Raw genomic sequence first — 24,793 nt, 5'->3', positions numbered from 1 at the left:
CGACGCGGATGGGGACGGAATCGCCGCGACGGCGTGCGGTCACCCTCGGTGTACCGTCGATCGAACTCCGGCGGAGAGGACGATCCGGTGCACCGCTCTCGGGCCGGCCGACCGCGACCGAAGCGCGCGTTACTCTCACGGAGTAAGGTCGATCATACGCCGTCGCGGCCGGGGACCCTCGGCCGTCGGGTAGCGTCTCCCCCTCTCGACTGTCATATCACATAACACATGTGACGGCTAACTAAACTCTCGGGGGTCGGAGGGGAGATGGTGGTGGGCACCACCACAACCACCTGTGGCCGTTTTCGCGGTGATCCGAGAGGCGAGACAGCTCTGTCACATTACCTACTGTACGAGACGTATCTCGAGCGGAGGCGATACCCCGTCGACGCGCCGACGATTCGCGGACGTGGTCGTCGTTTCGCCGGGTCGCGACTCAGATCACGTTCTGGAGGATCCCCCCGTCGACCGCGAGCGCCTGACCGGTCACGTTCCGGTTCGTCGCGTAGAAGACGGCGAGTCGACCCATGTCCTCGGGGGTCTGGTCGCGCCCGAGCGGGATGACGCGCTCCACCGTCTCCTCGTAGGACTCCTCGAGCGTCGGCGTCAGCACCCGCTCCCACATCGGCGTGTCGACGATCCCCGGACAGATGGCGTTCACCGTCACGTTGTCGGGCGCGAGTTCGAGCGCGAGCGACTTCGTCAGCCCGAGGACGGCGTGCTTCGAGGCGCAGTAGTGCCCGAGGCCCGCCGCCCCGATGCTCCCCGCGATGGAGGCGGTGTTGACGATGCTCCCGGCGGACTCCCGCAGGTGCGGGATCGCCGCCCGCGAGGGGAGAAACACCCCTTTCACGTTCACGTCCATCACGGAGTCCCACTCCTCCTCCGCCATCTCCTCGACCGGGGCGACGGTGATGATCCCCGCGTTGTTGACGAGGACGTCGAGCCGACCGAACTCGGAGACGGTCTCCTCGACCATCGCCCGGACCTGGTCGTCCTTCGTCACGTCGCACTCGACGACGTGCGCGCGCCGTCCCCGCTCCTCCACGCGGTCGGCCACCTCCTGCGCCCGCGTCGCGCCGCCGACCTCGCGCGAGGACTGCTGGTTGTACTCCGTCTCCAGGGCGTTCACGTCCGCGACGACCACGTCGCTCCCGGCCCCCGCGAGTTCGAGCGCGATCCCCTCGCCGATCTGTCCGCCCGCGCCCGTCACGATCGATACCGCACCCTCGAGTGAACTCTCCTCCGCCATGGTTCGAGGGAAGTACGACGCCTCCCGTCATAATACATGTTCACAAGGTACGTACTCGTTCGCCCGCCGCGGACCTCGACTACCCCCCGTGGCCGCCGGGTCCGTCAGCCGACCAGATCGAGGAGCGTCCCGCGGAGTTCCGCGGGGTCGGCGGCGATCGCGTCGGTTCCGGGCGTGGGGGCCGCGTCGCCGCCGCGGCGGAAGCGAACAACCGTCGCGTCCGCCCGCGCCGCCGCCCTGACGCCGTTCTCGGAGTCCTCGATCACGACGCAGTCGTCCGGGGCGACCCCGAGCGCGTCGGCCGCGCGCTCGTAGATCCCCGGGGCGGGCTTCCCCGGCCCGTCCAGGTGTTCCGCGCTCACGACGACGTCGAGGGGGTCGAGGTCGAAGCGTCCGACGACCGTTCGGATCCACGCCTCGGGTGCCGAGGAGACGACGCCGACGGCGAGGCCCCGCTCCCGGAGTGCGTCGAGGAGGTCGGGGACGCCCGGCGTGAGCGACACCGCCTCGCCGTAGACGGCGTCCGCGGCGGTCTCGAACCGGCGTTCGAAGCGCTCGGGACCGCCGGGGAGACCGTAGGCCTCGTCGATCTCGGCGAGGCTCTCGCGGTAGTTGCGCCCGGTCACCTCCGCCAGGGTCGGCTCCCCCTCCTCGACGCGGGCGAACACCTCCTCGCGCCACACCCGGTTCCAGTGGTCCTCGGAGTCGACGAGCACCCCGTCCATGTCGAACAGGACCGCGCGAAATCGGCTCACGCCTACACCTGCGGTTCGGTCCGCCATGCCAGTTCCGGCCTCGGCGTCGGTGGTCGAGGGGTCCGCGCGCTGATGCGCGAGGAGTGGGAACTGCTCGACGCCTACGGGGAGTAGCGCCGTCGAAGGGCGGAGGTCGGCCGCGTTCGACGTCGTCCGCGGTACCCGGCGTACCGACCGCATACCGTCACGCTGAAGTACGCGGTCTCGAATCTCGAATACGCGAGCGGTCGAGGGCGAGCGGGTACCCCATGGGATCGCCCTCGACGCTCCCCACCTGTGACTCGACGCCCCGAGCGTCGGCTACGTGTACGACGGAACGGCCATCGGATCAGCGTTCAGAGCTTTGCGACGTCGCCTGCCGCCTCCGCGGCCTCGCGCACGGACTCGAGGGTCGCCTTCGGCGAACCGGCCTCGACGGCGCAGTTGACCGCCCCCTCGAGCACCGGCGCGTCCGCGATGATCGCCTCGCCGTCGTAGGATTCGATGGCGATCTCGGCGTTCATCACCGCGCTCCCGAGATCGACGAGCACGACGACGGCGTCGTCGTCGAGGCCGTCGAGCGCCTCGCCGATCGCGGGCGCGCTGGTCCCGATGCCGCCGTCGGGGTCGCCCCCCACCCCAGCGATGGCGACGTCGCCGGCCATCTCCGCCGCCACCTCGACGATCCCCTCCGCCGCGCGTCGGCTGTGGGAGACGACGAGCACGCCGACCATCTACTCGCCCTCCCCGTCGTCGGGCGTCGATGGGGAACTGGCGTCCCGCTCGCCCTCCCCGTTCAGGTACTCTTCCGCGGTCGCGTGGATCTCCTCTAAGATGAAGAGCGTGCTCGTCGCGCCGGGGTCCTGGTGGCCGACCGACCGCCAGCCGAGGTAGGACGCCCGGCCCTTGGTCGCCCGGATCGGGAGCGTGAAGTCCACGCCGCGCTCGGCGGCGTCGACGGCCTTCGCGAGCGCGGCAAGCGGCGGCAGGTCGTCCTGCTCGATCGACTTCTTGTAGGTGTGGACCGCCGGCGTGATCGCGTCGACCATCGTCTTCGCGCCCACCTCGGCTCCGCCTCGATCCCGCACCTTCTCGAGGAACGCCTCCCCGAACGCGACGGTGGACGCGGCGGTGACCCCCTCCTCGAGTTCCCCGCTGGCGTGCATGAACGACCCGCCGTACAGCGGGCCCGCCGCGCCGCCGACCTCCGAGACGAGCGTCATGCCGACGGTCTTCACGAGGTCCTCCGCGCTCGCGTCGTCCGCCTCGACGACCGCCTCCCGCGCGGCCCCGAAGCCGCGGCTCACGTTCGTCCCGTGGTCGGCGTCGCCGATCGCCGAGTCGAGTTCGGTCAGGTACGCCTTCTCGTCGGCGAGTCGGTCGGCGATCCGATCGACGGCGGCGACGATCGCCTCGCGTTCCCGCGCAACGTCGGTCATGCCTCCCCGGTCGCCGCGAACTCAGGTAAGCGTTCCCCCTCGAACCGCGGGTTCAGACCGTCAGCGCCGGCGTGTCGGCCTCGTGGGCGAGCAGTTCCTTCAGCTCGTCGTCGAGGTCGAGGACCGTGATCGAACAGCCCCGCATGTCGAGGGACGTCATGTAGTCGCCGACCCAGGCGTCCCACGTCTCCAGGCCGCGCTCCCCGAGCAGCTCCTGTAACCGTCGGTTGACGATGTAGAGTTCCGACAGCGGCGTGCCGCCCATCCCGTTGACGATGGTGGCGACCTCGCCCTCCGGATCGACGTCGTCGAGGACGGCGGTCGCCAGCCGGTCCGCGATCTCGTCGGCCGACATCATCTCTACCCGCTCGACGCCCGGCTCGCCGTGGATGCCGATGCCGATCTCGATTTCGTCCTCGCCGAGGTCGAAGGTGGGGCTCCCCTTCTCGGGGGTCACGCAGGACGTGAGCGCCGTCCCCATGGTCCCGACGTTGTCGACGACCTTCTGGGCGGCCCGCCGGACCTCCTCGAGATCCCCGCCGCGGTCGGCCATCGCCCCCGCCACCTTGTGGACGAAGATCGTCCCGCAGACGCCCCGCCGGCCGGAGGTGTACGTCGAGTCCTCGACGGCGACGTCGTCGTTCACGACCACCTGGGCCACCTCGACGTCCTCCATCTCGGCCATCTCGCCGGCCGTCTCGAAGTTCATCACGTCGCCCTCGTAGTTCTTGATCACCAGGAGGACGCCCGCGCCCGCGTCGCAGGCCGTGACCATCTCCTGGACCTCGTTCGCGGTCGGGGAGGTGAACACCTCGCCGGCCGCCGCACCGTCGAGCATCCCCGGCCCGAGGTACCCGGCGTGGGTCGGCTCGTGGCCGCTCCCGCCGCCGCTCACGACCGCCACCTTCCCCTCGGGGATCTCCCGCCGGACCAGCACCTTCGTGTCCGGGAGCCTGCGTATCTCCTCCGGGTGGGCGGCGACCATCCCGTCGAGCATCTCGTCCACGTAGTCCGCCGGGTCGTTGATCAGCTTCTTCATACCCCGAAGGATCGACCGTCGCGGGGATATACGTTTGCACGTCGGTCCCAAACGTCGTGGGGACCCTCTGCCGTCCGAGAGTGAGAATCCCCGTCGATCGACGGCGACGGACGACCGGAATCGGGGCGCTCGTACGTACGCCTGCGCTCGCAGGTCGAGCGCCCTTTACGCCCGAGGAGTAATCGGGCGCGTGACGATCACACGAGAATGCCGGACGAGGAGGGCACCGGTCGTCCTCCTCGAATCGATCGCCGGACAGGTCGGCCACCCGCGTGGGGCGTCGCGACGGAGCCGACGATGATGCGCGCGCTCGTTTCCCCCGCCCTCGGCTCCGCCACTGCCCGCGTCCTCGCGACCGTCGGAATCGATGACCGAGTGGCCGTGCTCGTGCCGATTCTCGCCGTCGGACTGGCGCTCGTCCACCTGTTCGCCGGGAAGCTGCGCTTCCTCGAGGTCATCCCCCGGAGCCGCTGGCTGTCGATGGCCGGCGGCGCGTCGGTCGCCTACGTGTTCGTCCACGTTCTGCCCGAGGTCAGCGAGGGGGCGGAGACGGTCGAGCGGAGCGGGATCGTCATCGCCACGTTCTCAGAGCGCCACGTGTACCTGATCGCGCTCCTGGGGTTCGTCCTCTTCTACGGACTGGAGCGGATGGCGAAGCGGTCCCAGTCCGACAGGTCGCTCGAGGACGGCGAGCGGACGCCGAGCGCGGGCGTGTTCTGGATCCACATCGGCTCCTTCGCCGTCTACAGCGGTCTGATCGGGTATCTGCTGCTCCACCGGGAGTCGCCGGGGACCGCGAGCCTCCTGTTTTTCGCCGCCGCGATGGGGCTTCACTTCGTCGTGAACGACTTCGGACTGCGCGAGCATCACAGGCGGACGTACGATCGGGTCGGCCGCTGGATACTGGGCGCCGCGGTCGTGATCGGGGCGGCGATCGGATACGCGATCGAAATAGACGAGGCGGCCGTCGCCGTCCTGTTTTCCTTCCTCGCCGGCGGCGTCGTGCTCAACGTGATCAAGGAGGAACTGCCCGAGGAACGCGAGAGCAGGTTCTGGGCGTTCGCCCTCGGCGGGCTCGTCTATACCGCCCTCCTCCTGGCCGTTTAACTCCGGAACCGCTACGACGGTGGGCGGACACCGCCCTACCCGATCCACCGGGCGAGGCGGGAACGGAGGTCGACGTCGCGCTTGGTCATGATCGTCGTGACGTTCGCGCGACGGCCGAACTCCTCCGGGAGCGCCCCGAAGACGAACTGCTGGAGGAGCCCCTCGCGGGTCGCACCGATGACGGTGACGTCGTAGTCCTCCGACGCGTCGAGCAGTTCGTCGACTACGTCCGTCCCCTCGAGCACCGCCGTGTTCACCCGCTCGGGGTCCGTCCTGTCGAAGCGGGCCGCCGCCTCGTCGAGCATCTCTTCGACCTCCGCGCGTTCGGATCCGGACGCGTCCGGATCGACGACGTAGACGACGTCGACCCGTGCGCCCTCGGAGGCGGCGATCGAGTCGGCGAGGTCGGCGGCCAGTTCCGCGTGCGGGCCGCCCGCGGTCGGGACGAGGATCGCCTCGGCACTACCCGCCTCGGGTCCGATCTTCTCGACGAACACGTCGGCGTCGGCCTCCGTCACCACCCTGTCGACGTTGCTCCCGAGGACGATGTCGCGCCGCTGGGTGGCGCGCTGTCCCTTCCACCCCATGAGGACCGCGTCGCTCCCGTACTGGTCGACGGTGTTGACGATCGCGTCGGCGACGTCGTGGCCGATCCGGATCGTCCCGCTCACGGGAACGTCGGCGTCCTCGGCGACCGCCATCGCCCGCTCGATGACCTCGCGCTCGCCGTCGATGAACGCCCGGCCCTCCGAGATCGGGGTCTGGTGCGGGACCGTGACGACGCTGGTGACGAGGATCTCGCCGCCCGTGTCCTTCGCCCAGTCGATCGCCGTCCGCATCAACTGCGTGGCGTTCTCGGGGTTCGCGACCGGGACGACGATCTGCTTCCCCGCGGCCTCCGGGTGCCGCTCGGTGACCACGGTCGGGGTCTCCTCCTCGAGCTTCTCGGCTTCCTTCTGCTTCGAGTAGCCGTAGTAGATGACGAGACCGAGGCCCATCCAGACGATCGTCGTGACCAGGGCGATCAAGCCGTGGTTACTCTCGCCGATGCCGATCGCCTCCAGCCCGAGCGTGTAGATGAGAAACGGCGTGAGCAGGATCTGGAGGACGATGCCGATCAGCGGCGGCCACGGCATGAACGGCACCGTGTACGTCCGCGGCAGGTCGGGGTGCGTCTGGCGCATCCGGATGACCGTCCAGTTGACCTGTACGAACAGCAGGATGAACATGATGTCCGCCGCGGCGGCGACGCTCTCGATCGGCAGCGCGATCGCCATCACCGCGATGAGCACCGCCGACAGGAGGATCGCCCAGTGGGGCGTGCGCTTGCCGGGGTGGATCCGGTCGAAGAACGCCGGGAGCGCCCGGTCGCGACCCATGGCGAACGAGACGCGGCTGGAGGAGTAGACCGTCGCGTTGAGCGCGCTCATCGTCGCCGCCAGCCCGGCGAACAGGAGCAGCGGGACGCCGTAGGGGACGAACTGCCCGGCCGCCTCGATGATGCCGAGTTCACCGAGCTGGCCGAGCAGCTCCCACGTGTACACCTGTCCCTGTCCGTCCAGACCGGCCTGTCGAACCAGGTCCTGGGTCACCTCGATGCCGCCGATCGAGGCGAACGCGACGAGGACGTAGATCGGGACGACGACGATCATCGAGTAGAAGACCGCCTTGGGGATGTTCGTCCCGGGGTCGACGACCTCCTCGCCGGACTGGACGATGATCTCGTAGCCCTCGAAGGCGATGTAGGTGAAGCCCATTGCGCCGACGATGCCGAACAGGCCGTTCGGCGCGAACGTGGGGCTGTTCAGGAACTTCCCGGTCCAGTTCGGGCTGTTGAGGGTCGCCATGATACCGAAGGCGACGAACACGCCGAGGACGACGACCTTGATCGCCGTGACGACGATACCCGCGGTGCCCGTCTCCTCCGCGCCCCGGTAGTTGATGTAGGCGAAGAGCGAGATCATCAGCACCGCGAACAGCTTCTCGAGCATGTGGCCCGTGACGATGCCGAGGAGCATGACCTCGTCCGGCGTCGGGAGGAGCCCCGCGTAGTGGATCAACTCGAGCAGGAAGGCCCCGAACGTGACGGCGTAGAGCGAGCAGGCGACCGCGTGGGCGAACCAGCTCATCCACCCCGCGTAGAACCCGTTCGGGTCGACGAGCGCCTCTTTGACCCAGAGGTACCCGCCGCCCGCCTCGGGGAACGCCGCGCCGAGTTCGGCGTACGACACGGCGGTGAACGTTGCGACGAAGCCGTTCAACAGGAACGCGAGCGTGAGCGCCGGGCCCGCAAGCCCCGCGGCGAAACCGGTCAGCGCGAACACGCCGGCACCGATCATCGCCCCGACGCCGATGAAGGTGACGTCGGCCAGACTCATGTCGCGGGAGAGGTCCGTCTCCACCTCTCCGCCTTCCGCCTCGCCGGCGGATTCCGCGGTTGATTCTGCCATCTCGGTGCGCTACTCGACAGCCAACCGTAAATCCTTGCCCGGCACACGATTCGACGGCGCGACACGCGTCGCTAGCGCGACGGTCGGTTCCGACCTCTCCGTCGCGCACGCCAACGCCGTCGCCATCGGGACGCGAGTGCTCCTCGCGTCCGCCGGCCCGCTGACGCGCCGGCGTCAGCCGACGAGTCGGAGGACGACGTCCGCGATCACCCGTTTCGCTCCCCCGAGTTCCCGCACCACCTCGCCGTCGAAGTACGTGATCGTCCCGTCGGAGTGACGGGTCACGGTCGACGAGCGGAGGGAGGGTCGCCGTTCGGAGCCCAGTCCGGCCTCGGGTCGCCGCTGAGACATCATCGCGCCGTTAGTTCCGAAGGAGCGTCATTCTTTTGCTTGTGACAATCAGGATTGTAGTCTCGAACCCGGGCGACGCCACGTCGAGGCGGGGCGACGCGACGAGCGACGAGCGGAAGAGACGCCGCTACGAGCGCTCGTCGACCGCGTCGTCTCCCCCTTCGATCGTTCCCTCGTCGGCCGTCTCGTCGTCGGTCGGGCCTCCTCCGTCCTCGACCCTTCCTCCGTCGACCGCGTCGACCGTTTCCCCCGTAGCGTCGTCCCCGTCGGCCGCGCGGCTCGACGTCGACGGGTCCTCGACGCCGCCGTCGGCGTCGGGGATCGGATCGCGACCGTCGGCCGAGGGGTCGACCGGCTCGCCGTGGACGAGTTCGGGGAGGACGATCCGGGCGAGGTGGACCGCGACCACGAGCACGAGCGGGCCGAGGAAGAGACCGTACCAGCCGAAGATGAGCGGGCCGAGGATGTACGCGAACAGGACCAACCCGACGTGGAGGTTCCGCCCGGAGATGTACGGCCTGAGGAGCAGTTCGGTCGCCCCGTCGACGACCGCGAGGCTCACGACGAGGAACGCGATCGGGTACCAGAGCGACGCGGGGTCGGTGAGCAGCGAGAGCCCGAACAGGTAGAGGGCGACCGGCACGTAGACGATCTTCATCCCGACTACCGGGACGAGGCTCGCCGCGCCGGTGAGCAGCCCGAGGAGCGTCGGCGCGGGGATCGAGAGCGCCGGGGGCGCGACCGCGTCGAGCGCGTTGTAGGAGACGGCGGCGACCACCGCCACGACGAACGCGTTCAGGATGTTCCCGAAGTAGACCGTCTTGAGGTCGCGGTCGACCGCGGTGCCGAACGCGACGAGCGCAGGGTCGTCGCGGGCGAGCGATGAGCGGACCCACCCGGCGAGCTTGAAGTCGTCACGGAGCAGGTAGAACCCGACCGCGAGCGCGATGAACAGCTGGACCAGCCCGGCGGCGAAGACGCCGAGGTAGCCGCCGGCCGTCCCGACCACCTGCTGTACGGTGTCCGCGTCCCCGAACTGCCGGAGCTGCTGTGGGTTCTCCAGCAGCGACGCGAGCAGCTCCTGAGGGTTCCTGAGGGCGGCTTCGCCGACGTACGGCCGGAGCGGACGCAGGTACGTCCCGAGGTCGGCGACGGCGAGGCCGCTCAGCTCACGAACGCCGACGAGGACCGTGTAGCCGATCAGCAGGAGGATCGGGAGCGCGATCAGCGCGAGCGCGAGGCCGGCCCTGAGCGACCGCGAGGGGATCCGGTCGCCGAGGCGCTCGTAGATGGGCCGCGTCGCGTAGTAGATGAACAGCCCGAGGACGAACGCCCCGACGTACTCGTAGATCGCGTAGAGGAGGACGCCGCCGACCGCGAGCACGATCGCCCACCACGCGAACCCCGAGCGATCGCCGACGAACTCCGACTCGAATCGCATGCGCGACGCTACGATCCGACGCCGTAAGTATACTGCCGACCGTCCACCCGCGCCGAAGGTTCGTCCGTTCCGATCGTCCGGCAGTCGGGAGTCCCACGGCCGTGAGACGGGCGCGCGACGTGATCGGGCCCTTCCTCGAACCGGCCGCGTGCGGCGGGTACGTCGGCCGGGGGACCGCTACCGCGGACGGCTCGGATCCGACCGACTCACCAGAAGCGGTGTTCCTCGAGGCGGGAGAGCGCCTCCTCGATCGTCCCCTCGTTGCGCGAGAAGGTAAAGCGCACCCAGTCGGGACCCTCGTCGGTGTAGAAGCTGCTCCCGGGGACGACCGCGACGCCCGCCTCGCGGATGAGCCGCAGGGTGAAGTCGGTGTCCGCCTCGTCGGTGGGGTAGCGCGTGAGCATGTAGTACGCGCCGTCGGGTTTCACCGGGTCGAGACCGACGTCGCGGAGGCCGTCGTACAGCAGGTCGCGGCGGCGCTCGTAGGAGTCCGCGAGGTCGGCGTAGTAGGACTCGGGGAGCGAGAGCGCCTCGACGCCTGCCCGCTGGAAGGGCGTCGGCGCGCAGATGCTGGTGTAGTCGTGGAACTTCCGGAGTTCGGCGGCGAGCGGTTCGGGCGCGAGGACGAAGCCGACGCGCCAGCCCGTCACGGAGAACGTCTTCGACATCCCGGTGCAGACGACCGTCCGGTCCGCGAGGTCGCCGACCTCGACGGGGCTCAGGTAGTCGTCGACGTAGACGATGTGCTCGTAGATCTCGTCGGTGACGACGACGAGGTCCTCCTCGCTGGCCACCTCCGCGACGAGTTCGAGTTCGTCGGGCGTGAACACCTTCCCCGTCGGGTTCTGCGGGTGGTTCAGCACGAGCAGTTCCGCGTCCGCCGCGGCCTCCCACAGGGCGTCGGCCTCGACCTCGAGGCCGTCGGTGATGTCGATCGGGACGGGCCGGCCCTCCGCGAACTGCACGCCGGGGATGTAGCTCTCGTAGGTCGGTTCGAAGTAGATGACGCCGTCGCCCGGGTCGCACAGCGAGAGGAGCGTCGACATGATCCCCTCGCTCGTCCCGCAAGTCACGGTCACCTCGGTCGTCGGGTCGTACTCGACCCCCTTCCACTCGGCGTAGCGCGCCGCGATCGCCTCGCGGAGTTCGGGGAGCCCCCACGTGATCGTGTACTGGCTCGACGAGTCGACGGCCTCCTTCGCCGCGCGCTTCACCGACGGCGGCGTCTCGTCCTCGTCGGGGATCCCCTGCGAGAGGTTGATCGCGCCGTGGGCGTGCGCCTCGCGGGTCATCTCGCGGATGACCGACTCGCGCATCCCGCTGACCCGACGGCTCCCCATCGGCCGGGAGAATACGTCGTTCGGTGACATACCGCTTCCTGAACGCCGGGGGAACATTAAGTTGCCCTTGTGACGGTACGGAGACGCGACAGGTGGGCGCGACGGCGGCCGTTCACCGGCGCGCGATCAGCTCCACGCGGGTGAGCGAGACGGCGACGAGCACGAGCGTCACGGCGACGCCGAGGAAGACGACGCTGATGACGTTCACCTCCGGGGTGACGTTGTAGCGGATCTGGTTCCAGATGTAGACCGGGAGGGTCGTCGTCGTGGTGTCCTTCACGAAGTAGGTGAAGACGAACTCGTTGAACGAGAGCGTGAACGCGAGCAGGCCGCCCGCGACGATCCCCGGGAAGACGTTGGGGAGCGTCACCTGGAGGAACGTCTGGAGTTCGTCCGCGCCCAGGTCCTTCGACGCCTCCTCCAGTCGGCGGTCGAACGTCAGGAACGTCGGAATGATGACGAGCGCCGCGAAGGGAATCGTCCTGACGACGTGCGCGACGACGACCGCCGGGTAGCCGGAGACGGCGACGATCGGGCGGACGACGCCGAAGAACAGCACCAGCGCAACGGCCGTGACGACGAGCGGGACGACCACGGGGAGCGTGGCGAGCAACTGGAGCAGCCCCCGACCGGGGAACTCGAACCGGTCGACCGCGTACGCGAGCAGGGTCGCGAGCGTCACCGTGAGGAGCGTCGCCGGGACGCTCACCGTGAGCGTCGTCACGATGGCGTCGAGCGCGGCGTCGTTCCGGAGGAACGCCTCGTACCACTTCAGCGTGAGTCGTTCCGGCGGGAACGAGAGGACGCCCCCTTCCGCGAACGACATGAGCACGAGGACGGCGATCGGTACCCACAGGAAGGCGAACACGAGCGCCGTCACGACGCGCGCCATCGACGCGCCGCGGCGGTGGACGAACCGCTCGACGCTCGCGACGACGCTCACGCCCGCTCACCCCCGTCGAAGAGGTCGCCGCCGACGCGCGCGCCCGCGACGAGCAACGCGACGACGACGGCCGAGATGACGATCCCGATGGCCGCGCCGAACGGCCAGTTGAACGCCTCCTTGAACTGGTTCTCGATGATCATCCCGATCATCACGTTGTTCGTCCCGCCGAGCAGGCGGGGCGTGATGAACGACCCGAACGTGGGGATGAAGACGAGGATCACCCCCGTCACGACCCCGTTGATCGTCGTCGGGAGCGTCACGGTGACGAACGCTTTGATCGGTCCCGCACCGAGGTCCTTCGCGGCCTCGACGAGGTCGGGATCCATGTTCGCCAGCGACGCGTAGAACGGGAGCACCGCGAGCGGGAGCCAGACGTAGACGAACCCGACCATCACCGCGGGCTGGCTGTAGAGGAACCCCGCGGGCTGGTCGAGCACGCCGAGGAGGACGAGCGTCGAGTCGAGCACCCCGCCGCGCTGGAGGATGTTGATCCAGGCGTACATCCGGATGATGTAACTCGTCCAGAACGGCAGGATGACGAGCAGCAACAGCAGCGTCGTCCGCCGCGAGAACCGGACGATGCTGTAGGCGAGCGCGTACCCGACGACCGTCACGACGGCCGTCACCTGGACCGTGATGAGGAACGTCCGCCACACCACCGTGAGGTACGTGGAGGAGGTGAGAAACGCGACGTAGTTCTCGACGGTGAACGGGCCGTCGATCGTCCCCTGACGGAACGAGATGAGGAGCATCACCAGCAGAGGGAGCACGAAGAAGACGGTGAGCACGGCGTACGGGATCCCCGCGATCGCGCCCACCTTCAGCCGCGGTCGCTCGCGGAAGAAGGCCACGAGGCCGCGGAGACGCTCGCGTCCCGTTCCGGTCGCCTCGGTCGTCGTCGTCGCGTCGGCCATCAGGCTCCCCCCTCGGCCGCGAAGAGGTGGACGTCGCGTTCGTCCCACGCGAGCGTCACCGCCTCGCCCACCTCGAAGTCGCCGCCGCGGACGTCCGCGGTGAGCGGCCCCCACGCGTCGGTGTCGACCGTGTAGACGACGTCGCTCCCCCGATAACTCCGGTTTCTGACGACGCCCGGGGTGACGAACGCGCCGGACGCGCCGTTCCCGAGGCGGACGTGGTGGGGGCGGACGCAGACGTTCACCGCGTCGCCCGCGGAGACGCCGTCGGCGACGGTTCTCGCGACGGAGACGTCGCCGCCGTCGGTCGCGAGCGTCACGCGGTCGTCGGCGACGGCGGACACGGTCGCGGGAACGGTGTTGACATCACCGATGAAGTCGGCGACGAACTGCGAGTTCGGCGTCTCGTACAGCGCCTCGACGCTCCCGATCTGCTCGACGACGCCGTCGTCGAGGACGACGAGGCGATCCGAGACGGACAGCGCGACCTCCTGGTCGTGGGTGACGTAGAGGAAGGTGATCCCCGTCTCCGACTGAATGCGCTGTAGCTCCGACTGCATGTGCTGGCGGAGCTTCCGGTCGAGCGACGACAGCGGCTCGTCGAACAGGATGAGCGCCGGTTCGTTGACAAGCGCCCGGGCGAGCGCGACCCGCTGTTGCTCCCCGCCGGAGAGTTCGTCGGGCGTCCGCGGCCCGTAACCGTCGAGGCGGACCATCGCGAGCATCTCCTCGGTGCGCGACTCGCGCTCGGCCGGTGAGACGCCCTTCTGTTTCAGCCCGTACTGGACGTTCTCGGCGACCGTGAGGTGGGGAAAGAGCGCGAGGTTCTGAAACACCATGTTGAGGTCGCGCTCGAAGGGGGGCGTACCGACCAGTTCCTCCCCCGCGAGGTCGATGGAGCCGGCGGTCGGCTCCTCGAACCCCGCGATCATCCGGAGGATCGTGGACTTGCCGCTCCCGGACGGGCCGAGGATCGAGACGAACTCCCCGTCCTCGACCTCGAAGGTGGCGTCGTCGACGGCCGTGAGGTCGCCGAAGCGTTTCGTGAGCCCCGAGACGTTGAGCAGCGCCATCCGGGATCAGGCCGCCTTGACGGCCGTCCAGATCTCGTCGTACTTCGAACGCACGTCGTCGGAGAGCGTCTCCTGAAAGACGAGGTTCCAGTCGTCCGACCAGGTCGTGAACTTCAGGTCCCGCTCGGAGAGCTGATCGGAGATGTCGACGGCGGGTTTGTACCCCATCGTCTCGAACAGCTTCGCCGCCACCGCCGGCTGGCTGGCCCAGTCGGTGAACAGGAGGCTGGCGATCGGGTTGGGCGCGCTCTTCGGGATGACGAACAGGTCGCTCGTGTACATCGCGCCCTCCTTCGGCGCGGTGTAGTGAACCGGCGCGCCCTCCTTGAAGCGGGCCGTGTACGTCCGGCCCATGGTGAGCGGCCCGGCGACGACGTCCTCGTTCACGAACAGTTGCTGCGCCTGCTCGTAGTCGCCCCAGTAGGTCTTGAGCAGCGGCTTCTGCTGTTTCAGCACCTCCTCGATCTCCGCGTAGTCCTTCGGCCGGATGGGGTCTTGCCCGGTGTAGAGCGCCGCGATCTGACAGGAGACGGTGGAGTTGTCCCACATCACGATCTTCCCCCGGTGTTCGTCGCTCCACAGGACGTCCCACGACGACGGCGCGGCGTCGAAGTAGTCGGTGTTGTACGTCAGCGGGTAGAGCACCAGGCTCTCCGGGACCCCGTACGTCTTCCCGTCCTTCTGGTAGGACGAGACCTCTTTGATACGATCGGTGATGTTCCCCCACGCCGGCATGAGGTCGACCGGGATCTCGTGCAGGAAGTCGTTCTCGATCGACCGCTCGACCCAGTTGGTCGTCCCGGCGATGTTGTCGATCCCGGCACCGCCGGACTGCAACTTGGAGTACCACTGATTCGGCGAGGAGTACCCGCTCGTGGTCACCGAGACGCCGTGTTCCTTCTCGAACGCCCCCTTCGCCCACGAGGCCCAGTCGTCGTACCAGTTCCACACGATCAGTTCCTCGTTGTACTCCGTGGGCGGCCACTCGCCGACGTCCGTCGGCACTCGCTGACTCCCGCCGCCACCGCCGCCCAGGCATCCCGCGAGGGCGGCCGCGCTCGAAAGGCCGGTCGCCCGCAACAACCGCCGCCGACTGAGCGAGGTTCTCTCTGACATAGCAGCAAGTACATCTAGGGGTACTTAGCAGTGTCTGTTGCCGCAGAACGTGGTCACTGCGGGACCATCAGGCGGCGATCACGTACGTCTCGTAATGACACTGTCAGGATGACGCCCACGGACCGTCAGTCGTCCGGGAAGATCTTCCCGGGGTTGAGCGTGCCGTTGGGGTCGAGGGCGTCCTTGATCGCCCGCATCGCGGCCACCCCCGCGTCCCCGTGTTCGAGTCGGAGGAACTGGCGCTTCCCCTGGCCGATGCCGTGCTCGCCCGTGGCGGTGCCCCCGAGTTCGATCGCGCGCTCGACGATGGCGTCGTAGATCGCGTGACCGGCCGCGACCTGCCCGTCGTCCCCCGGATCAACGAGGACGTCGAAGTGGACGTTGCCGTCGCCGGCGTGACCGAACGTGGGGATGGGGACGTCGTGCTCGTCGGCGAGCGCGTGGATGACGCCGACGAGGTCGGGGTAGGCGGTGATCGGGACGGCCACGTCGCCGGCGTGTATGGACTCCCGATCCGGGTAGTAGGCGCGCGTCGCGTCCGCGAGTTCGCGCCGCGCCGCCCAGATGTCGTCCGCCGCTCGCTCGTCTCCGATCTCGATCTCGACCGGGTCGTACTCCTCGAGCACGCGCCGGCAGAACGCGACTTCCTCCCCGATCCCGTGGTTCGCGTGGAACTCGAGGAAGACGGTCGGGCGGGCGGGGAGGTCCGCGTCGATGTAGGCGTTCGCCATCCGCGCGCTCAGGGCGTCGATGAGTTCGAGCGCGGCGACGTCGACGCCCGACCGGATCACGTCGGCGACGGCCGCGGTCGCGTCGTCGAGGTCCCCGAACACGGCGCGCCCGGCGCGGATCTGGTCGGGTCGGCCGGCGAGTTCCAGCGTCGCTCGCGTGACGACTCCGAGGGTCCCCTCGCTGCCGACGATCAGGTCGCGGAGGTCGTACCCGGAGGAACTCTTCTTCGCCCTCGTGCCGGGGGTGATCACCGATCCGTCCGCGAGGACGACCTCGAGTTCGCGCACCCAGTCGCCGACCTTGCCGTACTTGACGGTCTGCTTGCCGCTCGCGTTCGTCGCGATCATCCCCCCGATCGTCGCCACGTCGCCGGACGTCGGCAGCGGCGGGAAGAAGAGCCCCGCGGAGGCGACCGCCTCGTCGACCCGTCCGCCGAGCACGCCCGGCTCCACGTCGACCTGTCGGTCGCTCGGGCGGACGTCGAGCACCGAGTCCATCCGCGTCAGGTCGAGGCTGACGCCGCCCCGCGCGGGGACGGCGTTGCCCTCGATCCCCGTCCCGGCGGCGAAGGGGGTGACCGGGACGCCGCGTTCGTTCGCCGCCGCGAGCACGGCGGCGACCTCCTCGGTCGACTCCGGCCAGGCGACGACGTCCGGCGGGGACGCGTCGCGTTCGGCGGTCCCCCAGTCGCGGGCGTGGCGGTCGCGGTCGGTCGCCGCCGTCGAGAGCTGATCGTCCGCGAGCACGTCCTCGAGGAACGATACGTCGGGCATAGGACGAGATCGCCCCGCGATCTGAAAAGCGTTATCGAGTACCGCTCTCTGCGCGTCGCATCGCTCGCCGGTCGCGAGATCGCGCTGGCCGGTGGCGTCGACCGCCGGTGGCGGGATTCGTGACGGGCGTACGGCGGACAGTATCACTCCTCTCGCGCCGCGATGCGCTCCCGCCAGGCCGCCGGCAGGGGGCGGGACCGCTCCGTCTCGCGGTCGTAGGCCACCTGGACGGTCTCTGCGGTCGCCGCCAGGTCCCCGTCGGCGTACACCTCGTAGGTCATCGTGACGCTCGACTCGCCCAGCCGCGACACCTCGACGTCGACGCGGACGGCGTCGCCGAGGTCGATCGGGTGGCGGTACTCGATCTCCTGGCGGGCGATGACCGTGTCCACCCGATCGAGCCGTTCGTCGAGGACGTCGCGAAAGAACGCCGCCCGAGCCTGTTCGAGGTAGGTCGCGTAGACCGCGCTGTTGACGTGGTCCATCGCGTCGATGTCGCGAAATCGCACCTGGATCGTCGTCGAGTACGGATCGGCCATACGACGGGCACGGCCACCGGGGGCGTAAAGCTACGTCTCGCGCGCTGGTCGACGCGGTCGGCGCAGTGATCCGTCGTTCGACCGCCCGCTCGTACCGAAAGTGCGTACGGACGAACCACGGCGACTAGTGCAACTGAAGAGCGTTTGTGTAAAGTTATACTAATTAATCCAACTGAGTAGTAACACTGCTCAGTGATACTGATTGGTGGTACTAACGTGGAACACGACGTAGCGTCACTGTGCAGTACGCGTTCCCATCCGGAGGGGAGACGGATCGACCGCCAGCGGTCGCTAGAGCCGAAGCGGGAGCCGTTTCGCGAGTCGTCCGGCGTTCGTCCCGACCCGCCGGGCGTCGGCGGGCGACGGTCGATCGACGGCGAGCAGCGGCTCGGCGGACGGCAGCCGTTCGTGGTGGAGGACGATCCGTTCGGGGGAGAGCGCGACGCCGATCTCGAGGCGGGACTCGCCCGCGGCGTCGAACGCGGCCGCGACCGGGTCGTCGAACGCCGCCTCGGCGGCTCGAACCGGCACCGACTCCTCCTCCAGCCCGTGCGCGACCTGCCGGGAGAGCGCCTCGCAGTCGGACGCGGTCACGAGGCGGACCGCGGGCGGGGCGTCCGCGTCGGTCATCGGGCGTCGCCCTCCGCGGGACCCCCGAACCCGGCGTCGAGGTCGACGTACTCGCCGCCGTCGATGTGCGAGAGCGCGAGGCCGGTCGCGACGGCGTTGCGCGGGCCCTGTCCGCCGCGGACGTTCCCCCGACCGCAGACGATCCCGTACTCGGCGAGCGCGTCGGAGATCATCTCCGGGATCTCGAAGTCGAGCGCGGACCGCCCGACCATCACGACGAACGGGAGGTGCCGGACGTTTCGCGTCGGCGTGATGAGTTCGAGCGCGCGGCGGGCGTTCTCGACGAACACCTTCGACTTCGCCTCGCGGCGCACCTCCCGGATCGTCCGGAGGTCGTGGTCGGCGACGATCGGGTCCATCGAGCCGTCGTCGCGCAGGAGGACCACCCGACCGAACAGCTCCGGGGGGACCGGTTCGTCGAGGAACTCGACCGAACCGCTCTCGTGCTGGACGCTGTAGAGGGTCTGGACCGTCGCGAGCGGGTTGACCTTGATCGCCTCCGCGAGTTCGCGGTCGTCGAGTCCGAGTTCGGAGTCGATGAGCATCGTGACCATGTCCCCCGCCCCCGCGAGGTGGATCGAGTCGACGGTCTGGTCCTCGTTCATGTAGGCGGCGTCGGTCGACCCGCCGCCGATGTCGAGGATGGCGAGCGGGAAGTCGGTCCCGGGGGTCGTCAGGGCACCGAGGACGGCCATGGTCGCCTCGACGCCCTGGATTCGGACCTCGACGTCCAGGCGCTCCTCGAGCGCGTCGGCGATCTGCCGGAGGGGCAGCCGACTCGTCTTCACCATCGAGGCGACGCCGACGGCGCTCTCGAGCGTGAACTCGTCGGCGACCGCCCCCTTCACCTCGGTCGGGACGAGCGTGTCCACGGCCAGCAGGTCGCGGATCCGGATCTCCGTGGGATCCTGGTCGGTGATCTCCGCCATCTCGGCGCGGGCGCGGTTCAGCATCCCGCCGACGTTCGTCCCGGACTCGCCGGTGACGTCCATGATCGGCCACGCCCGCCCGACGGCGTCCATGATCGCGCCGGCACCGTCCTCCGTGTCGACGGCGTCGGTGTTCCCGTTCCGGTCGGTGATCCGGATCGTCCCCGCCGGGATGCTCCGCTCCTCCACGTCTCCCCGCGGCGTCTTGATCACGACGGCGGACTTGTTCCCGACGAGCGCCCGCGCGACCGGGATGACCTTCCGGGTCTCCTCCGGCGAGAGGTCGAACAGGGTGGCGATGCCGTAGGGGTTCGACAGCTCCTGGACGGTGCGCCCCTCGGGGGCTACCTCGACCGCGGCCGGCTGTCCTCGGGGGACGTCCTCGAGCCGCGAGACCTCGTCGACGATCGGGATCTCCCGGTCGAGGCGGTTGGCGACGAGGACGCCGTCGTCCCGCTCGAGGATCGCCCCCTCGACGTCGAACCCCGCCGCCCACCACTCGTTGATCCGCGACGCGGCGATCGCGAAGTCGACGGAGCCGGGGACGGCGAGGATCACGTCTGACCCCCCATCGACCGAGTCGAACGGCGCGTCGACGTCGAGGACCGTCCCCCGCCCGATCCCGACGCCGCCCGGGGTCGACGGGTCGTGGCCGATCATCGTCGACTCCGTGACGACGGTCTCCGTGATCGTCTCCATCGCCACGTCCCCGATGACGGGTGCCGCCTCGTTGAGCAGCAGGAGATCGAGGTCCGAGAGCGCGATCCCCGCGCGGTCTGCCGCCCCGCGGAGCGCGTTCACGATCCCCGGGACGTTCTCCGTCGTTCCCTTCAGCCCGGTCGTCCGAAAGAGGCTGGTCGCGACGAACTCCCAGCGGTCGTCCGCCCGCCGGAGGACCGCCACCTCCGTACTAGAGTTGCCGATGTCGATGCCTGCGATGTAGTGCATGAGTTGTGTATCACCGGACGCGACGTACCGGGGGCGACCGTGCCGCCCTCGCGTGTCGCGCTCAGAACAGGCCGCGCTTCTCGTAGATGTCGACGGCCTCGCGGACGTGGGCCGCGTTGATCGTCGCGCCGTACTCGCTCTCGAGTTCCTCTGCGATCGCGAGCAACTCGTCCTTTTCGGCCCCGCTCGGGCGGAGCGCGTTGTAGATCTCGAGGATCCGGGCGTCCGGCACCGTCGAGAGTTCGGCGGCCCGCCGGAAGTTCCGCGCGACCTGCGGGCGGCCGCTCGCCTCGGCGATCTGCGCCTGTTTCTCCAGCGTCTCCGGCGTGATCCGGATGTCGTCGCCCTCGACGCTGCCGTCCGCGACGGCGTCGAGCGTGATCTCAGAGAGCGTGACGCCCTCGGGCGTGGCGACGTCGTCGGGCGTCTCCGCGAGCGGGTACGTGAGGTCGTGGTCGTCGTTTGCGTCGGTCATCGGTCCCCCTCCGTGGTGAATTCGACCGCGAGTTCGGTCGGCCGTCGGTCCGGGTCGAGCGACTGCATCTCCTTTATGTGCAGGACGGCGGCGAGCGCCTGGTACTTCGGCCGCGCCATCTCGTCGTTCTCGACGGTCACCGGCGCGGGGGACTCCCCCTTCGCGTACCGGGCGGCGTTCCGGCCGATCGCCCGGAACTTCTCCTCGTCGAGCAGCGGTGCCTGCGGGAACAGTTCGAGGTTGTTCAGCGGCACCAGGTCCGCCTGGTGGATGAGCGTCGTCCCGCGCGACTGGACGCCGATCGCGATCCCTGAGCCGCTGAGCTTCGCGCCGCGGTTTCCGATCTGCCCGAGGTCGGCCGTGTCGGAGAAGCGGACGACGCGGGCGGTGACGCCCTCCTCCTCGATGCCGGCCATCGCCTCGCGGAGGACGTCGGCGTGTGAGATGCCGACCATCGTCTCCGTCTGCTCGACGCCGAACTGGGGACTCACCGCGACGACCACCTCGTCCGCCGCCTGCCCCTTCTCGGCCGGGCCGACCTCGGTGAGGGCGAGCCGGGTCGTCCGTGGTGCGTGCGTACTCATGTCAGACCTCCTCGGGGTCGAACGCCTGGCGGATGTCCTTGATCTCCTCCCAGCGCTCCTCGGAGAGGCGGTAGCCCGTTCCCGGTCCCTCGTAGTCGTTCGCGTCGTTGACCGCGCTGACGACGGCGAACGACTCGTCGATGACCGCGGCGGTCTGGAGGTAGTCGCCGGAGACGCGCTGTTTGAGCATGTTCAGCAGGTTCTCGGCCATCTCCTCGAAGCCGTTCTCCGCGAGGATCGTGACGATGTCCGCGCCGGTCACCTCGCCCTCCATCAGTTCGCCCGCGGCCTTGAGGTCCTCCGCCTGGTTGCGGTCGGGCATCTCCGCGGAGCCGTCGGCGTAGGTCGCCGCCTCGACCTCCTCGTCGGTGACCGGCGGGAAGCCGAGTTCGCGGAAGACGACCTGGAGCGCCCGCGCCGCCCTGTTGCGCGCGGCGATCACGTCCTCCTCGTCGACGGGCTTCAGCCCGCCGTCCACGGCGAGGTCCCGCTGGATGACGTTGTAGTCGTCGAAGTCGTAGGAGTCGAAGTTCGACCCCGCGAACATGTTGTCGTAGTTCGGGACGGCGCTGAACCCCGAGAAGATGAAGTCGGTACCCGCGAGCAACTGCGGGAGCGTGCGGGCCATCTGTCGCTTGTGGGAGTGCGAGAACGTCTGGTCGTTCCCGGAGGCGACCTCCAGGTCGACCATCGTCGTGATGAGGTTCTCCGCGAGGACGCCACGGATGCCCCCAGGAACGGAGGAGGGGATGGCGATGCAGCTGATGCCGCCGTTCTGGAGCCCCTGCACCCCGCAGCCCTTGGTCACGAGGACGCAGCGCGTCTCCAGGTAGAGCATCGACTTCCCCTCCGCCTGGCCCATGTTGACCTCGGAGCCGGAGCCGGAGGTGAAGCGCATCTTGAGGCCGCGCGAGGCGTAGCCCGACGCCAGGAACGCCTTCGACCAGGGCGTGTCGTCGCCGTCCTTGAACACGGACTCCGTCCCGTAGACCGAGACCGTCTCGGCGTAGGCGGTGAGGCCCTTCATCCCCAGCTCTAGCTCGGTCGCCTCCTCGACGGCGCACTGCGTGAGGACGCCCCCGCGGCCCGCCTGCGCGCCGACCGTCTGGGCGAGGGCGTTGAACGGGGCGTAGCGGGCGACGCCGACCGTCGTCTCGATCTCGTCGAACCCCCGGAGCGTCGCCTCCGCGGCGTCGGCCGCGATCTGGACGGGGTGGTCCTTCACGCTCGTCACGTGCGCCTGGTTGCCGGGCGTCCGGCGCGTCCGCATCTTCGTGAGCGCCATCATCAGCTCGAGCGTGTTGAGGTGGCTCACCACGTCGGTGAGCTTCGCCGGCGTCATCGCCGTCGTGTACTCGACGATCTCCGTCCGCGGGACGTTGATGTCGACGAGCCGGCGGGCGAACTCGAGGGAGTCGATCGCCATCGCCTCCTCGGCCCGCTCGGCGTCGAGGGCGTAGTCGGCGATGAAGTAGTCGAGGAAGTCGAACTCCTCGCGAGGGGTCCCGTCCATCTCGACGACCGTCCCGTCCTCGACGGTCACGCTCGGCTCGGGGTCGTTCGGCCCGTCCGTCGCGACGAGGCCCACCTCGGGCCACTCCCGCGCGAACCCGTCCTGGTTGACGGGACGCTCGTCGAGCAACTCGAACCGTCGCGACCGCCGCGGTCCCGCCGGCTGTTCTGTTCCCGCTCCGTCGGGACGAAGCTGATCGTCGGGCATGTGTGATATGGTATCGAGTGTGGAAGCATAGTTCTTTCCAGCGGATAGACAAGTTCGATTGGGTAACCCAAACCGCGTTTGTTACTCCTCGGTAAACTCACACGGCTCCGTGAACGTCCGTCGGGATCGCACGGCGGCGAGAGTGCCGCCTACTGTCCGATCGACTTCAGTCGGAGTGTGCGCTCCGTCCCGGCGCGACCGACGCTCCCGCCCCGGAGAGAAGTGACGGTAACTCGATGATTACGTAATAGTATAAGTCGGGCGATGCCTTCGGAGTGGGGTACGGAGAATGCCATGATGAACCTATCCACGGCGACCGCGGCCATCGACGCCGCGGTCGACAAGGCGGAGGAGATCGAGGTACCGATGTGCGTCGCCGTCGTCGACGACGGCGGGAACCTGGTCGCGTTCCGGCGGATGGACGACGCACTCCTCGCGAGCGTCGACATCGCACAGGACAAGGCGTACTCGGCGCTCAGCCTGCAGATGCCGACCGCGGATCTCGCGGAGGTGGCCCGGCCCGGCGAGTCGCTGTTCGGGATCCACACGACGAACGACGGCCGGATCGTCGTCTTCGGCGGCGGCGTCCCGCTCCGGTCCGACGGGGAACTCGTCGGGGCGATCGGCGTGAGCGGCGGGAGCGTCGAGGAGGACGTGACGGTCGCGGAGGCCGGGGTCGACGCGTTCGACTCGTAGACCGCGAGGCGGGAACGCTCCGTCCGACCCGCTCACGTCCGGCCCGACGAGCGGTCGGTCACCTCGCGGTCCGCCCCCGCGGCGTCCGCCCGCTCTCGCGCCCGGCGGACGTGGTGTTCCTCGACGCGGTCCGCCCCCGCGGCGTCCGCGACCTCGCCCGCCACCCGGAGCGTGTCGAGCGCGCGGCGGGCGTCGCCGTGCTCCCGGGCGGCGAACGCGGCGCAGAGCGGGATGACGCCGTCGGTCACGCGACCGTCACGGAACGCGGCCGACGCGCGGACGCGGAGGATGTCGCGGAGTTGCAGGCCGTCGTAGGGCGGGAAGACGATCTCCGCGTCGCCGAGGCTCGATCGCACGCGCGGATCGAGCGCGTCGGTGAACGTCAGGTCGTTCGAGATCCCGACCACGGAGACGTGCGACCGCTCGAGGTCGGCGTTGACCCTGAGGAGTTTGTAGAGCGCGTCGCCGGCGTCCCGTCGGACGAGTTTGTCGACCTCGTCGAGGACGACGACGACCCCACGGTCGAGCGCGTCGACGGCCCGGACGAACGCCCGGTAGACCCGCCCCGTCGGCCAGCCCGACACCGGGACCGGTCGGTCCCCCTCGCGCTCGCCGTCGGCGGTGGCGATCCGGTTCGTCAGGCTGGCGAACACCCGATACTGGGTGTCGGTCACCTCCCCGTTCACGTACTCGACGCGGCAGGGAACGGCCGTCGTGCCGGCGGCCCGGATCAGCTCCTGGGTGACGTACTTCACGCAGACGGTCTTTCCCGTCCCGGTCTTCCCGTAGATCTGGACGTTCGACGGCGCGTCACCCCGCAGCGTCGCGCCGAGGTGCTCGGCCAACTGCGCGATCTGTCCCTCTCGATGGGGGAGCAGGTCGGGCGTGTGCGACGGTCGGAGGAGTTCCTTGTCCTCGAACACCGTCTCGCGATCGAGCAGCGACTCGAACAGCTCTCCGGCGGACTCCCGATCGACCGGGGTCCCCGGCCCATCGGCGCGATCGCGGGACGCTCCCCGATCGGTAGTCCGGCGACGGTCGGCTGCTCGATCTCGGTGTCGGCCGTTGTCTGTCATGGGTCACCACCCGTGCGGCCCGTTCCGATCCGTCCGCCGAGAGCCGCGGCTGTCCGTCGGCCGTCCCCGCGAGGACGTTCACTACGTGACGACGTAACGCACTGGCGGGCGACCGACGGCATCGCCGTTCTCGTTCGGAGGCGCGTTCGCACGCGGATCGGGAGACGCGCTGTCGGTACTACGGTTCCACACCGGCAACGATCATAAACCCCTGTCAGACTCGCGATCGAGAACCGTAAGACAGATGTGCGGAGAAAGAGGGGACGGTGGCGTCGTCGGGGGTGACGACCCGTCAGACACGCCGCAGTCGTGCGGTTCCGCGTTCGACCCCGCTTCCGTGTTGCGATTCGCCGCGCACCGACGTCGCGTCACCCGGTCGTTCCCGACGCGCGGCGATCGGGCGAGCGCCGACCGCCGTGGCGGTACCCACGGCGACGGTGCGGATCCGCTTCCGGAGGCGAGCGTCACGAACCGTTCGCGCCGGTCGCT

The 24,793-nt window shown here is 69.2% G+C and carries 23 protein-coding genes; 2 read left to right on the top strand and 21 right to left on the bottom strand.

What is annotated here, in order from left to right:
- Positions 1-436: 436 nt before the first annotated feature.
- From NKI68_RS20530 to dhaK, 5 genes are all read right to left on the bottom strand, one after another.
- On the bottom strand, positions 437-1,252 hold the full coding sequence (locus tag NKI68_RS20530; protein ID WP_254546613.1) for an SDR family NAD(P)-dependent oxidoreductase: 816 nt from the start codon (positions 1,250-1,252) through the stop codon (positions 437-439).
- Positions 1,253-1,356: 104 nt separating this feature from the next.
- On the bottom strand, positions 1,357-2,007 hold the full coding sequence (locus NKI68_RS20525; RefSeq protein ID WP_254546612.1) for an HAD family hydrolase: 651 nt from the start codon (positions 2,005-2,007) through the stop codon (positions 1,357-1,359).
- 335 nt (positions 2,008-2,342) lie between these two features.
- Positions 2,343-2,720 carry a dihydroxyacetone kinase phosphoryl donor subunit DhaM gene (gene dhaM, locus NKI68_RS20520; protein ID WP_254546611.1) on the bottom strand — a complete coding sequence of 126 codons (378 nt, stop codon included), beginning with the start codon at positions 2,718-2,720 and terminating at the stop codon, positions 2,343-2,345.
- A complete protein-coding gene (gene dhaL, locus NKI68_RS20515) occupies positions 2,721-3,425 on the bottom strand; it encodes a dihydroxyacetone kinase subunit DhaL (protein ID WP_254546610.1) in 705 nt (234 codons plus the stop codon).
- A gap of 52 nt (positions 3,426-3,477) precedes the next feature.
- Positions 3,478-4,464 (bottom strand): dihydroxyacetone kinase subunit DhaK, encoded by a 987-nt coding sequence (gene dhaK, locus NKI68_RS20510; RefSeq protein WP_254546609.1) that lies wholly within the window; start codon positions 4,462-4,464, stop codon positions 3,478-3,480.
- Positions 4,465-4,671: 207 nt separating this feature from the next.
- Here dhaK and NKI68_RS20505 point away from each other — a divergent pair, with 207 nt between their 5' ends.
- Entirely contained in the window at positions 4,672-5,571 is a 900-nt protein-coding gene (locus NKI68_RS20505) for a hypothetical protein (protein ID WP_254546608.1), read from the top strand.
- Positions 5,572-5,606: 35 nt separating this feature from the next.
- Here NKI68_RS20505 and NKI68_RS20500 read toward each other — a convergent pair whose 3' ends face one another.
- The 15 genes from NKI68_RS20500 to NKI68_RS20430 form a co-directional block, all read right to left on the bottom strand.
- Positions 5,607-8,021 (bottom strand): amino acid permease, encoded by a 2,415-nt coding sequence (locus NKI68_RS20500; protein WP_254546607.1) that lies wholly within the window; start codon positions 8,019-8,021, stop codon positions 5,607-5,609.
- 174 nt (positions 8,022-8,195) lie between these two features.
- The gene (locus tag NKI68_RS20495) at positions 8,196-8,372 is read right to left on the bottom strand and encodes a hypothetical protein (RefSeq protein WP_254546606.1); all 177 of its coding nucleotides are present in this window, start codon (positions 8,370-8,372) and stop codon (positions 8,196-8,198) included.
- 127 nt (positions 8,373-8,499) lie between these two features.
- Entirely contained in the window at positions 8,500-9,813 is a 1,314-nt protein-coding gene (locus NKI68_RS20490; protein WP_254546605.1) for an AI-2E family transporter, read from the bottom strand.
- A 206-nt stretch (positions 9,814-10,019) separates the two neighbouring features.
- Positions 10,020-11,105 (bottom strand): pyridoxal phosphate-dependent aminotransferase, encoded by a 1,086-nt coding sequence (locus NKI68_RS20485; RefSeq protein ID WP_254547077.1) that lies wholly within the window; start codon positions 11,103-11,105, stop codon positions 10,020-10,022.
- A gap of 160 nt (positions 11,106-11,265) precedes the next feature.
- Entirely contained in the window at positions 11,266-12,096 is an 831-nt protein-coding gene (locus NKI68_RS20480; protein ID WP_254546604.1) for an ABC transporter permease, read from the bottom strand.
- A complete protein-coding gene (locus NKI68_RS20475; RefSeq protein WP_254546603.1) occupies positions 12,093-13,013 on the bottom strand; it encodes an ABC transporter permease in 921 nt (306 codons plus the stop codon). Before NKI68_RS20475 ends, NKI68_RS20480 begins: the two co-directional genes overlap by 4 nt.
- Complete coding sequence (locus tag NKI68_RS20470) at positions 13,013-14,086, bottom strand: ABC transporter ATP-binding protein (RefSeq protein WP_254546602.1); 1,074 nt, start codon at positions 14,084-14,086, stop codon at positions 13,013-13,015. Before NKI68_RS20470 ends, NKI68_RS20475 begins: the two co-directional genes overlap by 1 nt.
- Before the next feature lie 6 nt (positions 14,087-14,092).
- A complete protein-coding gene (locus NKI68_RS20465; RefSeq protein WP_254546601.1) occupies positions 14,093-15,202 on the bottom strand; it encodes an ABC transporter substrate-binding protein in 1,110 nt (369 codons plus the stop codon).
- Between the two features lie 125 nt (positions 15,203-15,327).
- Complete coding sequence (locus NKI68_RS20460; protein ID WP_254546600.1) at positions 15,328-16,707, bottom strand: FAD-binding oxidoreductase; 1,380 nt, start codon at positions 16,705-16,707, stop codon at positions 15,328-15,330.
- Positions 16,708-16,850: 143 nt separating this feature from the next.
- Positions 16,851-17,246 carry an acyl-CoA thioesterase gene (locus NKI68_RS20455; protein ID WP_254546599.1) on the bottom strand — a complete coding sequence of 132 codons (396 nt, stop codon included), beginning with the start codon at positions 17,244-17,246 and terminating at the stop codon, positions 16,851-16,853.
- Between the two features lie 291 nt (positions 17,247-17,537).
- Positions 17,538-17,876 (bottom strand): glycerol dehydratase reactivase beta/small subunit family protein, encoded by a 339-nt coding sequence (locus NKI68_RS20450; RefSeq protein ID WP_254546598.1) that lies wholly within the window; start codon positions 17,874-17,876, stop codon positions 17,538-17,540.
- The gene (locus NKI68_RS20445; RefSeq protein WP_254546597.1) at positions 17,873-19,753 is read right to left on the bottom strand and encodes a diol dehydratase reactivase subunit alpha; all 1,881 of its coding nucleotides are present in this window, start codon (positions 19,751-19,753) and stop codon (positions 17,873-17,875) included. Before NKI68_RS20445 ends, NKI68_RS20450 begins: the two co-directional genes overlap by 4 nt.
- A 61-nt stretch (positions 19,754-19,814) precedes the next feature.
- The gene (locus tag NKI68_RS20440) at positions 19,815-20,228 is read right to left on the bottom strand and encodes a diol dehydratase small subunit (protein WP_254546596.1); all 414 of its coding nucleotides are present in this window, start codon (positions 20,226-20,228) and stop codon (positions 19,815-19,817) included.
- Positions 20,225-20,812 (bottom strand): propanediol/glycerol family dehydratase medium subunit, encoded by a 588-nt coding sequence (locus tag NKI68_RS20435; RefSeq protein WP_254546595.1) that lies wholly within the window; start codon positions 20,810-20,812, stop codon positions 20,225-20,227. Before NKI68_RS20435 ends, NKI68_RS20440 begins: the two co-directional genes overlap by 4 nt.
- A 1-nt stretch (position 20,813) precedes the next feature.
- A complete protein-coding gene (locus NKI68_RS20430) occupies positions 20,814-22,532 on the bottom strand; it encodes a propanediol/glycerol family dehydratase large subunit (RefSeq protein ID WP_254546594.1) in 1,719 nt (572 codons plus the stop codon).
- A gap of 297 nt (positions 22,533-22,829) precedes the next feature.
- Between NKI68_RS20430 and NKI68_RS20425 the strand changes: the two genes are divergently transcribed.
- Positions 22,830-23,228: a GlcG/HbpS family heme-binding protein gene (locus NKI68_RS20425; RefSeq protein WP_254546593.1), complete on the top strand. Its 399-nt coding sequence runs from the start codon at positions 22,830-22,832 to the stop codon at positions 23,226-23,228.
- A gap of 32 nt (positions 23,229-23,260) precedes the next feature.
- Here NKI68_RS20425 and NKI68_RS20420 read toward each other — a convergent pair whose 3' ends face one another.
- On the bottom strand, positions 23,261-24,304 hold the full coding sequence (locus tag NKI68_RS20420; RefSeq protein ID WP_254546592.1) for a Cdc6/Cdc18 family protein: 1,044 nt from the start codon (positions 24,302-24,304) through the stop codon (positions 23,261-23,263).
- Positions 24,305-24,793 lie beyond the last annotated feature (489 nt).

Origin of the sequence: Halomarina pelagica, from assembly GCF_024228315.1 — an archaeon.
Classification (GTDB): domain Archaea; phylum Halobacteriota; class Halobacteria; order Halobacteriales; family Haloarculaceae; genus Halomarina; species Halomarina pelagica.
This window is presented reverse-complemented; position numbering and strand designations above follow the sequence as displayed.

Coding starts and splice junctions, on each gene's coding strand:
- NKI68_RS20530 (WP_254546613.1), bottom strand. CDS start 1,252: ATGGCGGAGGAGAGTTCACTCGAGGGTGCGGTATCGATCGTGACGGGC.
- dhaM (WP_254546611.1), bottom strand. CDS start 2,720: ATGGTCGGCGTGCTCGTCGTCTCCCACAGCCGACGCGCGGCGGAGGGG.
- dhaL (WP_254546610.1), bottom strand. CDS start 3,425: ATGACCGACGTTGCGCGGGAACGCGAGGCGATCGTCGCCGCCGTCGAT.
- dhaK (WP_254546609.1), bottom strand. CDS start 4,464: ATGAAGAAGCTGATCAACGACCCGGCGGACTACGTGGACGAGATGCTC.
- NKI68_RS20505 (WP_254546608.1), top strand. CDS start 4,672: ATGCCGGACGAGGAGGGCACCGGTCGTCCTCCTCGAATCGATCGCCGG.
- NKI68_RS20500 (WP_254546607.1), bottom strand. CDS start 8,021: ATGGCAGAATCAACCGCGGAATCCGCCGGCGAGGCGGAAGGCGGAGAG.
- NKI68_RS20495 (WP_254546606.1), bottom strand. CDS start 8,372: ATGTCTCAGCGGCGACCCGAGGCCGGACTGGGCTCCGAACGGCGACCC.
- NKI68_RS20490 (WP_254546605.1), bottom strand. CDS start 9,813: ATGCGATTCGAGTCGGAGTTCGTCGGCGATCGCTCGGGGTTCGCGTGG.
- NKI68_RS20485 (WP_254547077.1), bottom strand. CDS start 11,105: ATGACCCGCGAGGCGCACGCCCACGGCGCGATCAACCTCTCGCAGGGG.
- NKI68_RS20475 (WP_254546603.1), bottom strand. CDS start 13,013: ATGGCCGACGCGACGACGACGACCGAGGCGACCGGAACGGGACGCGAG.
- NKI68_RS20470 (WP_254546602.1), bottom strand. CDS start 14,086: ATGGCGCTGCTCAACGTCTCGGGGCTCACGAAACGCTTCGGCGACCTC.
- NKI68_RS20465 (WP_254546601.1), bottom strand. CDS start 15,202: ATGTCAGAGAGAACCTCGCTCAGTCGGCGGCGGTTGTTGCGGGCGACC.
- NKI68_RS20460 (WP_254546600.1), bottom strand. CDS start 16,707: ATGCCCGACGTATCGTTCCTCGAGGACGTGCTCGCGGACGATCAGCTC.
- NKI68_RS20455 (WP_254546599.1), bottom strand. CDS start 17,246: ATGGCCGATCCGTACTCGACGACGATCCAGGTGCGATTTCGCGACATC.
- NKI68_RS20450 (WP_254546598.1), bottom strand. CDS start 17,876: ATGACCGACGCGGACGCCCCGCCCGCGGTCCGCCTCGTGACCGCGTCC.
- NKI68_RS20445 (WP_254546597.1), bottom strand. CDS start 19,753: ATGCACTACATCGCAGGCATCGACATCGGCAACTCTAGTACGGAGGTG.
- NKI68_RS20440 (WP_254546596.1), bottom strand. CDS start 20,228: ATGACCGACGCAAACGACGACCACGACCTCACGTACCCGCTCGCGGAG.
- NKI68_RS20435 (WP_254546595.1), bottom strand. CDS start 20,812: ATGAGTACGCACGCACCACGGACGACCCGGCTCGCCCTCACCGAGGTC.
- NKI68_RS20430 (WP_254546594.1), bottom strand. CDS start 22,532: ATGCCCGACGATCAGCTTCGTCCCGACGGAGCGGGAACAGAACAGCCG.
- NKI68_RS20425 (WP_254546593.1), top strand. CDS start 22,830: ATGAACCTATCCACGGCGACCGCGGCCATCGACGCCGCGGTCGACAAG.
- NKI68_RS20420 (WP_254546592.1), bottom strand. CDS start 24,304: ATGACAGACAACGGCCGACACCGAGATCGAGCAGCCGACCGTCGCCGG.